Annotated in this window: 16 protein-coding genes and 1 pseudogene; 7 read left to right on the forward strand and 10 right to left on the reverse strand. The window is 64.9% G+C overall.

What is annotated here, in order from left to right:
- Positions 1–45: 45 nt before the first annotated feature.
- From GFK26_RS11135 to GFK26_RS11155, 5 genes are all read right to left on the reverse strand, one after another.
- Positions 46–279 carry a hypothetical protein gene (locus GFK26_RS11135; protein ID WP_153282021.1) on the reverse strand — a complete coding sequence of 78 codons (234 nt, stop codon included), beginning with the start codon at positions 277–279 and terminating at the stop codon, positions 46–48.
- A 65-nt stretch (positions 280–344) separates the two neighbouring features.
- Complete coding sequence (locus GFK26_RS11140) at positions 345–758, reverse strand: hypothetical protein (RefSeq protein ID WP_153282022.1); 414 nt, start codon at positions 756–758, stop codon at positions 345–347.
- A 160-nt stretch (positions 759–918) separates the two neighbouring features.
- A complete protein-coding gene (locus GFK26_RS11145; protein ID WP_153282023.1) occupies positions 919–1,752 on the reverse strand; it encodes a tetratricopeptide repeat protein in 834 nt (277 codons plus the stop codon).
- 163 nt (positions 1,753–1,915) lie between these two features.
- Positions 1,916–2,620 carry a hypothetical protein gene (locus tag GFK26_RS11150; protein ID WP_153282024.1) on the reverse strand — a complete coding sequence of 235 codons (705 nt, stop codon included), beginning with the start codon at positions 2,618–2,620 and terminating at the stop codon, positions 1,916–1,918.
- Positions 2,621–2,843: 223 nt separating this feature from the next.
- On the reverse strand, positions 2,844–3,164 hold the full coding sequence (locus GFK26_RS11155; RefSeq protein ID WP_153282025.1) for a hypothetical protein: 321 nt from the start codon (positions 3,162–3,164) through the stop codon (positions 2,844–2,846).
- Positions 3,165–3,546: 382 nt separating this feature from the next.
- Between GFK26_RS11155 and GFK26_RS11160 the strand changes: the two genes are divergently transcribed.
- Complete coding sequence (locus GFK26_RS11160) at positions 3,547–3,774, forward strand: hypothetical protein (RefSeq protein ID WP_153282026.1); 228 nt, start codon at positions 3,547–3,549, stop codon at positions 3,772–3,774.
- A gap of 22 nt (positions 3,775–3,796) precedes the next feature.
- Here the strand turns inward: GFK26_RS11160 and GFK26_RS11165 are convergent, their stop codons facing one another.
- The 4 genes and pseudogenes from GFK26_RS11165 to GFK26_RS11180 form a co-directional block, all read right to left on the reverse strand.
- Positions 3,797–4,750, reverse strand: a complete 954-nt coding sequence (locus GFK26_RS11165) for a DMT family transporter (protein ID WP_153282027.1) — start codon at positions 4,748–4,750, stop codon at positions 3,797–3,799.
- A 35-nt stretch (positions 4,751–4,785) separates the two neighbouring features.
- Positions 4,786–5,601, reverse strand: a complete 816-nt coding sequence (locus GFK26_RS11170) for a helix-turn-helix domain-containing protein (protein ID WP_153282028.1) — start codon at positions 5,599–5,601, stop codon at positions 4,786–4,788.
- A gap of 28 nt (positions 5,602–5,629) precedes the next feature.
- Positions 5,630–5,992, reverse strand: a complete 363-nt coding sequence (locus tag GFK26_RS11175) for a hypothetical protein (protein WP_153282029.1) — start codon at positions 5,990–5,992, stop codon at positions 5,630–5,632.
- A gap of 87 nt (positions 5,993–6,079) precedes the next feature.
- Positions 6,080–6,484, reverse strand: a pseudogene (locus GFK26_RS11180) (AMP-binding enzyme); the annotation flags it as partial.
- Between the two features lie 80 nt (positions 6,485–6,564).
- Between GFK26_RS11180 and GFK26_RS11185 the strand changes: the two are divergent.
- The 3 genes from GFK26_RS11185 to GFK26_RS11195 all read left to right on the forward strand — a co-directional run bounded on the left by GFK26_RS11185 (position 6,565) and on the right by GFK26_RS11195 (position 8,064).
- Positions 6,565–6,711: a hypothetical protein gene (locus GFK26_RS11185; protein WP_416222550.1), complete on the forward strand. Its 147-nt coding sequence runs from the start codon at positions 6,565–6,567 to the stop codon at positions 6,709–6,711.
- A 173-nt stretch (positions 6,712–6,884) separates the two neighbouring features.
- The gene (locus GFK26_RS11190; RefSeq protein ID WP_153282032.1) at positions 6,885–7,607 is read left to right on the forward strand and encodes a LysM peptidoglycan-binding domain-containing protein; all 723 of its coding nucleotides are present in this window, start codon (positions 6,885–6,887) and stop codon (positions 7,605–7,607) included.
- A 76-nt stretch (positions 7,608–7,683) separates the two neighbouring features.
- Positions 7,684–8,064 carry a lysozyme inhibitor LprI family protein gene (locus GFK26_RS11195; RefSeq protein WP_194274069.1) on the forward strand — a complete coding sequence of 127 codons (381 nt, stop codon included), beginning with the start codon at positions 7,684–7,686 and terminating at the stop codon, positions 8,062–8,064.
- Positions 8,065–8,148: 84 nt separating this feature from the next.
- Here the strand turns inward: GFK26_RS11195 and GFK26_RS11200 are convergent, their stop codons facing one another.
- Positions 8,149–8,820 carry a nitroreductase gene (locus tag GFK26_RS11200; protein ID WP_153285931.1) on the reverse strand — a complete coding sequence of 224 codons (672 nt, stop codon included), beginning with the start codon at positions 8,818–8,820 and terminating at the stop codon, positions 8,149–8,151.
- Between the two features lie 326 nt (positions 8,821–9,146).
- Here GFK26_RS11200 and GFK26_RS11205 point away from each other — a divergent pair, with 326 nt between their 5' ends.
- The 3 genes from GFK26_RS11205 to GFK26_RS11215 are packed head-to-tail and all read left to right on the forward strand — an operon-like array spanning position 9,147 to position 12,594.
- Positions 9,147–10,385 carry an ABC transporter substrate-binding protein gene (locus tag GFK26_RS11205; RefSeq protein ID WP_153282034.1) on the forward strand — a complete coding sequence of 413 codons (1,239 nt, stop codon included), beginning with the start codon at positions 9,147–9,149 and terminating at the stop codon, positions 10,383–10,385.
- Positions 10,386–10,445: 60 nt separating this feature from the next.
- On the forward strand, positions 10,446–10,907 hold the full coding sequence (locus GFK26_RS11210; protein WP_153282035.1) for an ABC transporter substrate-binding protein: 462 nt from the start codon (positions 10,446–10,448) through the stop codon (positions 10,905–10,907).
- A gap of 46 nt (positions 10,908–10,953) precedes the next feature.
- Positions 10,954–12,594 (forward strand): 3-(methylthio)propionyl-CoA ligase, encoded by a 1,641-nt coding sequence (locus tag GFK26_RS11215; protein ID WP_153282036.1) that lies wholly within the window; start codon positions 10,954–10,956, stop codon positions 12,592–12,594.
- The last annotated feature ends 254 nt before the right edge of the window (positions 12,595–12,848 follow it).

A 12,848-nucleotide genomic window follows, 5' to 3' on the forward strand; every position in this document is an offset into this window, starting at 1 on the left:
CTTACCGACCGGTTCTGGCCGCGTCCCGCTGTACGTTTCCGGGCCTCAGGGCTCACCCCGATATTTCGGGTTCGCCTGAAACTCACCCGTGATGTTGCCACGTTCATCGACCTTGAATGCCCCCTTGATGAACTCCGGAGGGATGTGGTCGGTCGGGCCGAAGCTTCCCGCGATTTGGTAGACCCAGCCTCCGGGGTTGGCCTTGGCTTCCGCGACCATTTCCGGCGTTGGAGCGACCGCTATCGGCGAGACCGCCGCGACTTTCTTGAATGGCCACATATACGGTGTACGAATCAGTTGGAGGGGCTGAGCGAACGGCCGATTCTGGCCGGAAGGCGCTGATGCTAGCCGCCGCGAACACCGATGGCGCTCCGCAGCCTGCCAAGGTCCGGCGCATCGGACTCGACGAAGAAGAGGTCCTCGGTGACACCCGTGACATTGTCGGCAATGCCGATGATGAACTCGCGGGCGAATGTCGAGTGCAGCTTCGCCAAGTACCCGGCAACGCGCTCAACGTCTCCGAACCATCCTTCAGGCTCGTCGCCTGGGTCTGGCAGTGCCAAGATGATGCCAAGGTCCCAGTCGGGCAAGTCGTCAGGGTGGCTGCCAGACACATCTGTCTTCTGATTCACCACAGTCGGCCTTGAAGTGACCCAGCCTGGCGCAACGGCAAGCTCGACAAGCCTTTCCTCGATGGGCGCGGCGACGTCTTCTAGGTCAGAGCCGTCTACGTACGCATACAGGGTGTGTCGTTGCATGGTCTTACTGGAAGGTGGGCCGGAAGGTCCGGTTGTGGCCGAATGTAGCCGGTCGTGTCGCCGTCGTGAACGGGTCCCAAGCAGCCAGTCGAAATAGCCTGAAGCGGACGCTCGGCCCTGCCGGCTGTTGCTCGGCTCGCGAACCCTAGTCAGAAACGTCCTATGCCCTTGGCCCATTCGGCAACTTGCCGCTCGCAGCGATTTGTTCCGCTACGTAATCGAGGCGCACGAAACCTTCGCGCTCCTGAAAGGAAACGGTTTCTGCATGCATCAGCTCACCATAGGTCTGCATGAGAGTGCAGGCTTCGACGAATCGCGATGCACTCAAGTAGGCTTGAATGGCAGTTCGGTAGATGGCGTAGTCCCCATTTAACTTCGTGCCTCCGTAAGACAGGTTGAGGTCAGCGCGGGCTTGCCAGATGGGGTCATCCGCTAACCGCGGCGCATCGTCTTGCCCTTGCAACCATTTGAGTTGTTTCATCGCACGCTGGCCAAATGACGGCGGGGCAATGATCGCCTTGACCGCAACGGCATGTGCTTCTTCTATTCGACCCTGCCGAACGTACTGTGCCCACAGGAGGCAGAGCGCATCCGTGTACTCTGGGAGCACATCAAGTGCCTGCTCCAAAAGCGCTACGGCGTCATCTACAGCTTGCGACTGAACCCTCTGCTTTGCCTCAAAGAAAAGCGCGCGTGGAGAACGCGCATCCTTTTCAAGCGAGAGCGGTTCGGGGTATTCGTCCTCTGCGTCTTTGAATGCATCTAAAAAGGAGGACAGCGACGAATACGTCGGCTGAATCTGCCACGAATCGTGCCATGTCTCGACCACAATCGGCTCTCGTGCTTCCAACCCGATGGGCCAGTAGAGGCCGAAAGAATCGCCATTTCCGAGTGCTCCCTCTGTGAAGGGGAGGAATCCCAGTGGAGGATATGGCGTCTTGTAGCGCCATGCGCAGTCAACGCTTACCTCTGAAACTTGCGGGGGAAGAAACATGAAATTGAGGGACGATGGTTGCTGAAAATTGGCCGCATCGGGCTCCACTGTGGCGTGGCTTCGACCGTCTGGTTCTGGCCGACTGTAGCCGCACGAGTTGATGGCGAAAAAAGGGGAGCCCCCGACATTCGCGAGCTCATAAAACCGTCGATCATCGGGGCGACTATTGGCTTGCCTTCAGTTCACTTGCTATGACTTCAACGGCGCTCGACATTGCGCGTTTCACGCGCTCGCTCACGAAAGTCCCCCTGCTAGTCGAGTCCGACCCTTGAGGGTCCAGTTGTAAGACTGTGCCCTTCACGCGCCTTGAATCGACCGCAACGTCGTAGTTGACGATGACTGCCGGCAGATTGCTCGGATTCCGGTCGACAGCCAGCTTGGGCGAGTTGGCTCGACAAGCGCCGCTCGCAATGGCGCCTACTATCGCGGTTCCTAGCGCCGTGCCTACAACCCCTGCCCCCGATGCGGGCGGTGCAAGGCCATAAGCGGCCCCAGTCGAATCGGCACCGCCACGACTGCTGGGTCGAAGAACCGATTGCCAATTGTTGAACACCTCGAACGTGTCGATCTGAACGGTCTTTCCGGCAAACTCGCGACCCAAGCGAGAGTCGAGGGCGCGCAACAAGTATGAAAGGCGCCCCGGCTCCGTTTGCTCGTCACCCAGGCGATAGACGCCATACCAGCAATCCGTGATGTTCCCCGACATCACTTCTGCTCGCTTCTGGTCTTCGCTTCTTTTGTCGATGAGTTTGATTGACGGATTCTGAGTTCCGCTTTCGACGTCGAGAACGTACTTGCTTGAGGTCGCGCACCCACTCAGAAGCGCAGTACCGACTGCTAGAAATAGCAGGAGGGTTGATGGGGTCATTTCGCTATTTCTGTCCCATTCGCTTGAGACATGGACTTAGTTGTACGAATTGGCAGGTCTAGATGAACGTCGGCTCCTGGCCGGATTCTGCCTTCCCAACTCGAAACGCGATATGCCCGTTTCCATCGTTGAGCGCTAGATTTCGTCAGCCGAACTGGCGTGCCTCGCCTTAAAGACTAGTGGCTATCTCGCGGAAGATTTCATCTCGGAGGGGCGAAGCGGCCTATCGCACACCGCCATCAACAACGGCACGCAGCGACTGAGTCGTTGCATCGGCCGCCTCGATCCGCCGCAACAACTCCTCATTCACCAACCGCACCAACGCCCCCAACTCCGTCCGTGTCGGAAAGACTTCTTCCGTATCCCCCACACGCTGTGGAACGATGAGCTTCTCAATACACGCGTAGGCCCGTTGCACCACATGAAGACTGTCGACGTCATCACACGCCTGCAGCGCGAGCGATTCGGCACTGGCGGTTTCTTCAGAAGATGCAGGAAGCGAAGACGCGTGCGCGGACGCGCGGGGAGATGCAGATGCAGCCATGAATGGCCTCCAAGGGGTTTCGGTTTGCTGAAACCGACGCACCCAACGCCAATTGAGGGCGGCAGCTCGACGGGTTGGCGTACCGGGAAACCACTTGCGTGAAACCGGCCGGGCTCGCGCCCGCCCATCGAGCCGCCTAAACAGGTAGCACGAACGACAAAGCCGCAGACCCTGCGGGGTGGCTGCGGCTTTTACGTCGCAGTGATTTCATCGGGACGCCAATCCCGATCACGCCATGTTGATGACGTGACCGGCGCAGTATAGCCACGGCCAGTACTGCTCCTGCGAGAGTGGATTCGCAGGCCTGCCGACCTATCATCCGGCCCTGTCGAGCCTCAACCCGCAGCGCACCGCATCGTCATCTTTCATCCGCAAAGCAGACATGAACAACGAGAAATGGGAAACGACCATCCTGAGCGACACGGCGCACGAGCACCTCGTCGCGGAGCTGAGTTTCGATGGCCAGTTCTTGTTGCTGCTCGACCGCGAGGAAGGCCGGGACCAGCTCTGCGTTGCGTTCCCCGCGAAGGACGGAAGCCTGGGCTCGCGCATTCCACTGCCCGACTTCGTCGCGCAGCTGAACGCTGCGGCAGCCGATCTGCGCCGTTAGCGCACTGAGGCGCCGCACCACCTCACGGCGTCGTCGCATTCTTCCCCGGGGTCTTGCGTTCGCCGTCGCGCGTCACCGGCACCCGCCACCGCAGCGCACCACTCGCCAGCACGACGCCGGGCACCACGAACGACAGCGCCAGCAGCGCGGGGCGCGTGACGGGTTCGTTCATCCACCATGCCGCGCCGAGCGTGGTCAGCACGGGCACGAGCGCGGACGACAGCGCGGCGCGTGCGGCGCCCAGCTGCGTGATCGCGACGCCGTAGACCACCAGCCCCAGCAAGCCGGCGACCACGCCTTGGCCTGCGGCCTGCATCGCGATGTCGGTCCATGGCGCGGCGAACAGTCGTGGCGGGCCGGCGAGCCAGAGCAGCGGCAACAGCAGCAGGGTCGATGCCCCGTTGACGAAGGCGGCGCCCTGCCATGCGCTCATGCCGCAGCGGCCGAAGGCCAGGGAGTAGACGGTCCACAGCAAGGCCGCCAGCAGAAAGAGCAGGTCGCCGCGCCAGTGCTGCTGCCGCAAGCCCTCGCCGAAGCTGCCCGCCGCGAACACCGCCATGCCGACGGCGATGCCGGCCAGCCCGAGCAGCCGCAGGCCCTGCACGCGCTCGCCCCGGTAGACCCACGCGCCCAGCGCGGTGAAGAGCGGCAGGCTGCCGGCCATGAAGATGCCCATGTGGCTGGCGGGCGCCCATTGCGCGCCGGCCAGCACCAGCAAGCCGAAGGGCAGGCCGCTGCCGACGACGAGCAGCACGAGCGCACCGCGCGATGCGCCCGGCGGCACGAGCCTGCCGCGCAGCCACAGCGGGCTGAGCAGCAGCGCGGGAATGCCGTAGCGCAGCAGCGCGAGGTCCATCGGCCCGAGCGCGGTGGCGGTCACGCCGTGGCGCGACAGCAGCTGCCAGGCGCTGCCGATGAGGGCGGCGGCCAGCGCGGCGAGTGCGCCGATCCAGAGGGTGCGAGGCGATGTCGTCATCGGGCCAGTCTGTGGCCCGGGCGGCGCGAAAGCTATCAGATTCGTGCGCCTGCGCCGGCCGGCCCGAGCGCGCGGCGGGCGTCCCCGAGCGTGACGCCGACGGCGCGCCGGAACACGGCGCCCAGGTGGCTCTGGCTGCAGTAGCCGAGGTCGTGCGCGAGGCCGGCGAGGTCGCGCTCGCCGTCGGCCAGCCGCTCCATCGCCGACGCCAGCCGCAGGTGCTGGCGGTACTGGTGCAGGCTCAGGCCGGTCTGCTGGCGGAAGCGGCGCGCCAGGTGAAAGGGCGAGCGCGACACGGCCTCGGCCAGCTCGTCCAGCGAGAGATGCCGTGCGCCCGCACCGCTGCCTTCGGACAGCAGCAGTTGCCGTGCACGCGCGACGGCGCCGTGCCAGGGCGCCTGATGCGGCGCGCTGCCCAGCTCGGCGACGAGCGCGGCGACCAGGGCCGCGGCCTGTGCGCTGTCGGTGTCCGGCAGCTGGCGCCGCGCCGCGTGCATGCGGTACAGCGCCTGCGGGGTCAGCAGGCAGACGCTCACACCCGCAGCGCTTGCACCGTGGGCCGGGCTCACCGATGCGTGGCCGCTGACCACGAGGCTGTGCCGCACGGTCGCGGTCTCGGGCCGCAGCCGGTAGGCGGTGGCATCGCCGAAGCGGATGGCGGTGAGCGCGTCGGTCAGCCAGGTGTGGTCGCCCGAGCGCACGTCGAGCCGCGTGCGACCGATGGGGAAGACCACGCGCGGCGAGGCCACGGTGTACAGGTCGCTCCAGGCTGGCCCCTGCGGCGCGTGCAGGCGCACATGCGCCACCTCGAACCCGCGCCCGGCATAGAGAAGGGTGCGGTCTTGCGGCATGCGAAGCGTGAACGTACGAGTGAGTGGCTCAGCCCAGCGCAGTCCAGCTGCAGCGCAGCTCGTACTGCGCGCCGCGGTAACTGAGCGTGCCCGTCGCGCCGGCCACGCGCAGCGCCACGGCCACCTGCGGCCGTTCGAGGCCGGTGCCGCGCACGCGCATGAGCTGCTGGCGGTGGTCGACGAAGCGCTGCTGCAGGGTGAAGCGCTCGCTGCCTTCGGTGCCCGGGCCGGTGCGCGCGACGATGAGTTCGGTCAGCTGGCCGGTCGAGAGGCTGAACTGGATCTCGACCGCGTAGGGCCGGCCGTCGCATTGCAGGCTGCCGTTCGCAAAGGCGGGCGACAGGCCAAGAAGCAGGAAGCAGGGCAGGGCGAGAGCGAGGAGGCGGTGCATGTCGCTGTGGGCGCAGGTGGTGGCCCGCCACCATACCCGAAGCGGGTGAAACCCACCCGCACACACCCAGACACACCCGCCGGTGCGTCACCCCACCTTGCGCGCGCGTCCTTCCCAGTGCGGCTCGCGCAGCTTGTACTTGAGCATCTTCCCCGCCGGCGACAGCGGAATCTCGGCGCGAAACTCCACGCTGCGCGGGCACTTGTAGCCGGCGATCAGCGTCTTGCAGTGCGCCACCAGCGCCTCGGCGCTCAGGGCTTCGCCGGCGCGCAGCACGACCACGGCATGCACGCGCCCGCCCCACTGGTCGTCGGGCACGCCGACCACGGCGCACATCGAAACCTGCGGCAGCTGCGTGATGGCGTTCTCGACCTCGGCCGAGTAGATGTTCTCGCCGCCGCTCACGATCATGTCCTTGAGCCGGTCGACCACGTAGACGAAACCGTCGGCGTCCATCACGCCGCCGTCGCCGGTGTGCATCCAGCCGTCACGGCGGCTTCTGGGGCTTCTTCGCGTCAGCGGGCACGCCGCAACCGGCCATCGACAAGCTGGCCGGCGCGGTGCGAAAGGCCGTGGCGCAGCCTGATCTGCAGGAACGCATGATCGGGCTGGGGCTGGAGCCTTCGGGTGAAGGGCCGGGTGAGTTGATGGCGGCGCTGCGGCGCGAGAACCTGCTGTGGTCGCGGCTGATCAAGGACATGAAGCTGAAGCCCGAATAAAGCCTGTTCGCAAGCGCCTGCGCATATGTCGTGGGGCTGGGCGCACAGGTGTGTTCGGTGGCCCTGTAAATGCGCGATACACGCGGCGCGAAATTTACACATCGCTGGCGCTTTGCCGCCCCCTGCGCAGAATCGTTTGGACCGAAAAGAAACGATCAAGAAGGGGAGGGGTTGTGGCTACACAAGCAGCGCCGAAGAGCGGGTTCGATAAATGGAAAGAGGGCGTGGATCGCGCGCCCGGCGACGCGCGATGGAACATCTGGGACCGCGAGATTCAATCGGCGGTCAGTGATTTCAACCAGCATCTGGCGACCACGCCCGGCTACCGTCCGTTGGACTGGCGGACGATCAAGGCGATCATCTGGGTTGAGTCGGGGGCGGGCAATCCGGAGTGGCACATCAAGCCGATGCAGATCGGTGTTGTTGGAGACCCGGGCATGGACTCCTTGCTCTACGGCAACGAGGGCGGAAACCTCATCTTGCCCCCGATCTGGCGAGAGCGGCTGACGACCGTTTCGGTTCGTACGGTTCCGGCGCACAACATCCGGGCTGGCGTCGGCTACCTGTTGATGCGGATGGCGGAGTACGAATACCGCAGCATGCCGACGGCCGATACGACGCTCTACGAGGTCACTGTCAAACCGGGCGACAGCCTCGACAAGATCGCGAGAGTCAACGGCTCCACGACCGAGGTGGTGGCCAGGCTCAATCCAGCTGCAGCCATACTTCAGACCGGCCAGGTTCTGCGGGTCCAAAGAGCCTCGACGCAACGCGTCATTTCAGGCTGGCGACCCCTGTCAACGGCGTTGATCTTCAAGCGCTACAACGGAGGACGGGAGGCGACCTACGTGAGAAAACTCGAAATCGTTCTGGAGATGCAGCGCAATGAAAAATAGTCAAGCGCGTTGTTTGGTATGTGTCGTCGCGGTCGCGCTTTCAACGGTCACGAGCGCCGCATCGAGTCGAGGCCTCATGAACGAAGGCGAGATTCGTCTCGAATGCGGGAACGAATTTTTCTCCATGGCTGCGGTCAGAACCTGCCTGGACAAGAAGCAGGCCCAAAGCGAAGTCGTCCTGAAACGCGCTGAAGCGCAGGCACGCAAGGCCATCGCCCGTTGGGATGAGGACGACAAATACATCGACCTCGCCAAGACCCGGCTTGCGGTGTCAAGCCGAGCCTTTGCGAAGTACCGGACCGAGCACTGCGCGTTCGCGGCGTCCATGGGCGGCGGTGCCATCGGCAACGCGCTCGAGATGGGCCGCGCCGCGTGCGGCGCGGAACTCAATCAGCGTCGTGCAGAGCAGCTGCGCCTTCTGGTGTCCGAGCTGCCGCCCAAGCAGACCACCAAGTAGACCGCTCACGCCCAGGCCTTCGATGCGCGCGGCCTGCTCGGCGCTTTGCACGACATGCGCCGCCTCGGATTCGTTCACACCTTCTCAGATGCCGATGAACTCGGCCACGTCGTCCAGCGGCGCGCGCTCGGTCTCGAGGGCGTCAATGGGTTTGTCGCGGTCGGCGTAGCCGATGGCCATGCCGGTGAACAGCATGCGTTCGGGCGGCAGGTCGATGAAGCGGCCGATGGTCTGCGGGTAGATGGCCCAGCACTCCTGCGGGCAGCTGTCCAGGCCCTCGGCGCGCAGCAGCAGCATCACGGTCTGCAACATCATTCCGAGGTCGGACCACTGCGGCGGGCCCATGCGGCGGTCGACCGTGCAGAAGAGCGCGAGCGGTGCGCCGAAGAACTGGAAGTTGCGCGCAAACCATTTCAGGCGCGCGGCCTTGTCTTCGCGCGGAATGCCCAGGCGCGCGTACATCGCCTCGCCGACGGCGAAGCGGCGGTCGCGGTACGGGGCCACCAGCTCGCGCGGGTAGATGTCGTATTCGCTGCCTTCGCCGCCGGGCGTTTCCTGCACGCGGGTGCGCATGATCGCCTTGAGGTCGTTCAGCCGTTCACCGCCCACCACATGCAGGTGCCACGGCTGCAGGTTGCCGCCCGAGGGCGCACGCAGCGCGGCCTGCAGCACGCGGCGGATGGCGTCGGGCGGCACGGGGCGGTCAAGAAATTCGCGCACCGAGCGGCGGCTCGCGACGGCGTCGTAGACGGTCATGCTCATGATGAAGTGTGGCTCCGGGGAAGAGAGATCGGCAGGGTCAGCGTGCGACAGGTCGGCACAGGCACAGCCCGAGAAGCGCACCGGCGGGCGCACCTCAAGATACCCGCCTTCGGTCGGATGCGTGGGGTCTCCGTGTCGAGGCCCATGCTAGGGGCAACCCTCGGGCGCTCTCAATCGTCCGTTCCGACGATGTGACGCGCAGGGGGCGCTGCCTACCATCCAGCCCGAACGCCGCACGAGGTCCGATGACGTCCGATGAAGTCTGGTGAGAGGCCCGCGGCCGGCAGCTTCTTTTTCACAAGAACGACGGAGACAACACCATGACACGTTCCCTCTTTTCCGCCCGCCACAGCGCGCGCCGCCGTCTGCTGGGCGCGGGCCTCGCGGCCACGCTCGGTCTGGTCACGGCTTTCACGGCGCAAGCGCAGAAGCGCTACGACCCGGGCGCGAGCGACACCGAAATCAAGATCGGCCACATCGTTCCGTACTCGGGCCCGGTGTCGGCCTACGGCACCATCGGCAAGGCGGCGGCGGGCTACTTCGCCAAGCTCAATGCCGAAGGCGGAATCAACGGCCGCAAGGTCACGTTCATCTCGCTGGACGACGCCTACAACCCCTCGAAGACGGTGGAGCAGGCGCGCAAGCTGGTCGAGCAGGACGAGGTGCTGGTGCTCTTCGGTCCGCTGGGCACGGCGCACAACCTGGCGATCCAGCGCTACATGAACGCGAAGAAGGTGCCGCAGCTGTTCGTGGCCACGGGCGCCACGCGCTTCGGCGACCCGAAGGCCTTTCCCTGGACGATGGGCTGGCAGCCCACGTACCAGACCGAAGGCAAGATCTACGCGCAGCACATCCTCTCGACCAAGCCCAACGCGAAGGTCGCCGTGCTCATGCAGAACGACGACTTCGGCAAAGACTTTCTGAAGGGCTTTCTCGAAGCGCTGGGCGACAAGGCCAAGACGATGGTCGTGGCGCAGTCGACCTACGAGGTGACCGACCCGACCATCGACAGCCAGATGGTCAACCTGAAGGCCTCGGGCGCCGACACCTTCTTCAGCATCACCACGCCCAAGTTCGCGGCGCAGGCGATCCGCAAGGCGGCCGACATCGGCTGGAAGCCCACGCAGTATCTGTCGAGCGTGTCGGTGTCGGTGTCGGCGGTGATCAAGCCGGCCGGCCCCGAGAACGCGGTGGGCGTGATCTCGGCCACCTACCTGCGCGACCCGGCCGACGACATGTGGAAGGGCGCGAAGGAGTACGAGGACTACAAGACCTGGTTCAGCAAGTACTACCCCTCGGGCGACCTGAGCGATTCGCTCAACGTGCTGGGCTACTCGTCGGCGCAGACGCTGGAGCAGGTGCTGCGCAAGGCGGGTGACGACCTCACGCGCGCCAACATCATGAAGGTGGCGGCCAACCTGCAGTACAGCCCGCCGATGCTCTACCCGGGCATCGACGTGAAGACCTCGCCGACGGACTTCTATCCGATCGAGCGCATGCAGCTGGTGCGTTTCAACGGCACGCGCTACGAGCCGTTCGGCAAGGTGCTGGGCGACTGATCGATTGATTGATCGCCTCGTTCCTGATGTCCCCCTTTTCGTTTTTCCACTGAAGCTTCCATGACCTCCATCGTTCGACTGGCCGCCGCCCTGGGCGGCGCGGCCCTCCTGTTCGCCGCTGGCGCGGCCTTCGCGCAGAAGAAGTACGACACCGGCGCATCCGACACCGAGATCGAGCTCGGCATGGCCATGCCCTACAGCGGCCCCGTGTCGTCGTACGGCATCGTCGGCAAGGTCAACGAGGCGTACTTCAGGATGGTGAACGACAAGGGCGGCATCAACGGCCGCAAGGTCACGCTCATCAGCTACGACGACCAGTACACGCCGCCGCGCACCACCGAGGTGGTGCGCAAGCTGGTCGAGCAGGCCACCACGCTGAAGAACATGCGCACCGGCATGCTGTTGCCGGGCATTGCGCTGAACACGTCGGCCACCGACTACTTTCCGTTCCACACGCTGCAGCTGGTGCAGTTCAACGGCAAGGAGTTCGAGCCCATGGGTGATTCGATTGCCGTGAAGTAGCCCTCAAAGAAGCACGCTCACAAGAAACCAACAGGAGACACACACCATGTTCGGACTGATGCAGGACCGCCCGCTGCTGATCTCGTCGCTGATCGACCACGCGGCCACCTTCCACCCCCACGCCGAGGTCGTCGGCCGCACCGTCGAAGGCCCGGTGCACCGCACCAACTACCGCGAGGTGCAGCTGCGTTCCAAGCAGGTGGCCAACGCGATGAAGGTGCTGGGCGTGGCGCCCGGCGACCGCGTCGGCACGCTGGCGTGGAACACCCACCGGCACCTGGCGCTGTACTACGGCGTGTCGGGCTCGGGTGCGGTGCTGCACACGGTGAACCCGCGGCTCTTTCCGGAGCAGATCGACTACATCGTCAACCACGCCGAAGACAAGGTGCTGTTCTTCGACACCAGCTTCGCGCCGCTGGTCGAGAAGCTCGCACCGAAGCTCACGAGCGTGCGCGCCTTCGTCGCCATGACCGACCGCGCGCACATGCCGGCCATCGACGTGCCCAACCTGCTGTGCTACGACGAACTCATCGGCGCGCAGAGCGAGGACTACACCTGGCCCGCGTTCGACGAGCGCACCGCCTCGTCGCTTTGCTACACCTCGGGCACCACGGGCAACCCCAAGGGCGTGCTGTACAGCCATCGCTCCACCGTGCTGCATTCGCTGATGGAATGCGCGCCCGACACCTTCGGCGTGTGCTCGCAGATGACGCTGATGCTGGCCGTGCCCATGTTCCACGCCAACGCCTGGGGCATGCCGTACTCGGCGGCGATGGTGGGCGCCAAGCTCGTCATGCCCGGCCCGCACATGGACGGCCAGAGCCTGTACGAACTCATGCGCGACGAGAAGGTGAGCTTCTCGCAGGCGGTGCCCACCGTGTGGCTCATGTTGTTCCAGTACTTCGATGCCCACCCCGAAATCGACACCCGCGCCATCGGCCTGAAGCGCATCGGCGTCGGCGGCGCCGCCACGCCGCGCGCCATGATCGAACGCTTCGAGCGCGACTTCAACGCCGACTTCGTGCAAGGCTGGGGCATGACCGAGACCAGCCCCATCGGCGTGATCGGCAACCTGCTGCCCAAGCACCTCGCGCTCCCGAAAGATGAGCAGACGACGGTCAAGATGCGCCAGGGCCGCGGCGTGTGGGGCGTGGAGCTCAAGATCGTCGACGAGAACGGCCAGCGCCTGCCGCACGACGGCGTGGCCTTCGGCCACCTGCATGTGCGCGGTCCGTGGATTGCGAGCGGTTACTTCCGCAGCGAAGGCGGCGACGTGCTCGATGCCGAAGGCTTCTTTCCGACCGGCGACGTGGCCAACATCGACGCCGACGGTTATGTGCAGCTGGTCGACCGCGCCAAGGACGTCATCAAGTCGGGCGGCGAGTGGATCTCGTCGATCGACCTGGAGAACGCCGCCAGCGCGCACCCGGCCGTGGCCGAGGCCGCGGTGATCGGCATCGCGCATCCGAAGTGGCAGGAGCGGCCGCTGCTCATCGTGGTGAAGCGCGCGGGCGCACAGGTCACGGGCGAGGAACTGCTCACTTTTCTTTCGCAGCGCGTGGCCAAGTGGTGGCTGCCCGACGACGTGGCTTTCGTCGACAGCCTGCCGCATACAGCCACCGGCAAGCTGCTGAAGACCAAGCTGCGCGAGCAGTTCAAGGGCTACGTCGCAGCCAAGTCAACTTGATGACAGTTGTTAGGTTTTTCTGTGCATAACTCTGTGGGTTGCCTGAGGAGGCGGACCCGCAGAACGAGCATTGACGGGGCTTCGCACCACGTTGCTCACTGATTGAGCAGGCCCGGATTTTCCCCGGCACTTTTTACCCACCGCGTTCCTTTTTTCCAAGGCCCCTGCGAGTCGTCGACTTGCAGGGGCTTTGGCGCTTTGTGCCGACTCCGCTGGTCTTTGTTCACAGTTTCGCCCTGAGCCTATGCCTGCGG

Source organism: Variovorax paradoxus (assembly GCF_009498455.1).
Lineage (GTDB): Bacteria > Pseudomonadota > Gammaproteobacteria > Burkholderiales > Burkholderiaceae_C > Variovorax > Variovorax paradoxus_H.

Coding starts and splice junctions, on each gene's coding strand:
- GFK26_RS11170 (WP_153282028.1), bottom strand. CDS start 5,601: ATGCCGCAAGACCGCACCCTTCTCTATGCCGGGCGCGGGTTCGAGGTG.
- GFK26_RS11215 (WP_153282036.1), top strand. CDS start 10,954: ATGTTCGGACTGATGCAGGACCGCCCGCTGCTGATCTCGTCGCTGATC.
- GFK26_RS11145 (WP_153282023.1), bottom strand. CDS start 1,752: ATGTTTCTTCCCCCGCAAGTTTCAGAGGTAAGCGTTGACTGCGCATGG.
- GFK26_RS11155 (WP_153282025.1), bottom strand. CDS start 3,164: ATGGCTGCATCTGCATCTCCCCGCGCGTCCGCGCACGCGTCTTCGCTT.
- GFK26_RS11205 (WP_153282034.1), top strand. CDS start 9,147: ATGACACGTTCCCTCTTTTCCGCCCGCCACAGCGCGCGCCGCCGTCTG.
- GFK26_RS11200 (WP_153285931.1), bottom strand. CDS start 8,820: ATGACCGTCTACGACGCCGTCGCGAGCCGCCGCTCGGTGCGCGAATTT.
- GFK26_RS11135 (WP_153282021.1), bottom strand. CDS start 279: ATGTGGCCATTCAAGAAAGTCGCGGCGGTCTCGCCGATAGCGGTCGCT.
- GFK26_RS11195 (WP_194274069.1), top strand. CDS start 7,684: ATGAACGAAGGCGAGATTCGTCTCGAATGCGGGAACGAATTTTTCTCC.
- GFK26_RS11140 (WP_153282022.1), bottom strand. CDS start 758: ATGCAACGACACACCCTGTATGCGTACGTAGACGGCTCTGACCTAGAA.
- GFK26_RS11165 (WP_153282027.1), bottom strand. CDS start 4,750: ATGACGACATCGCCTCGCACCCTCTGGATCGGCGCACTCGCCGCGCTG.
- GFK26_RS11150 (WP_153282024.1), bottom strand. CDS start 2,620: ATGACCCCATCAACCCTCCTGCTATTTCTAGCAGTCGGTACTGCGCTT.
- GFK26_RS11175 (WP_153282029.1), bottom strand. CDS start 5,992: ATGCACCGCCTCCTCGCTCTCGCCCTGCCCTGCTTCCTGCTTCTTGGC.
- GFK26_RS11160 (WP_153282026.1), top strand. CDS start 3,547: ATGAACAACGAGAAATGGGAAACGACCATCCTGAGCGACACGGCGCAC.
- GFK26_RS11210 (WP_153282035.1), top strand. CDS start 10,446: ATGACCTCCATCGTTCGACTGGCCGCCGCCCTGGGCGGCGCGGCCCTC.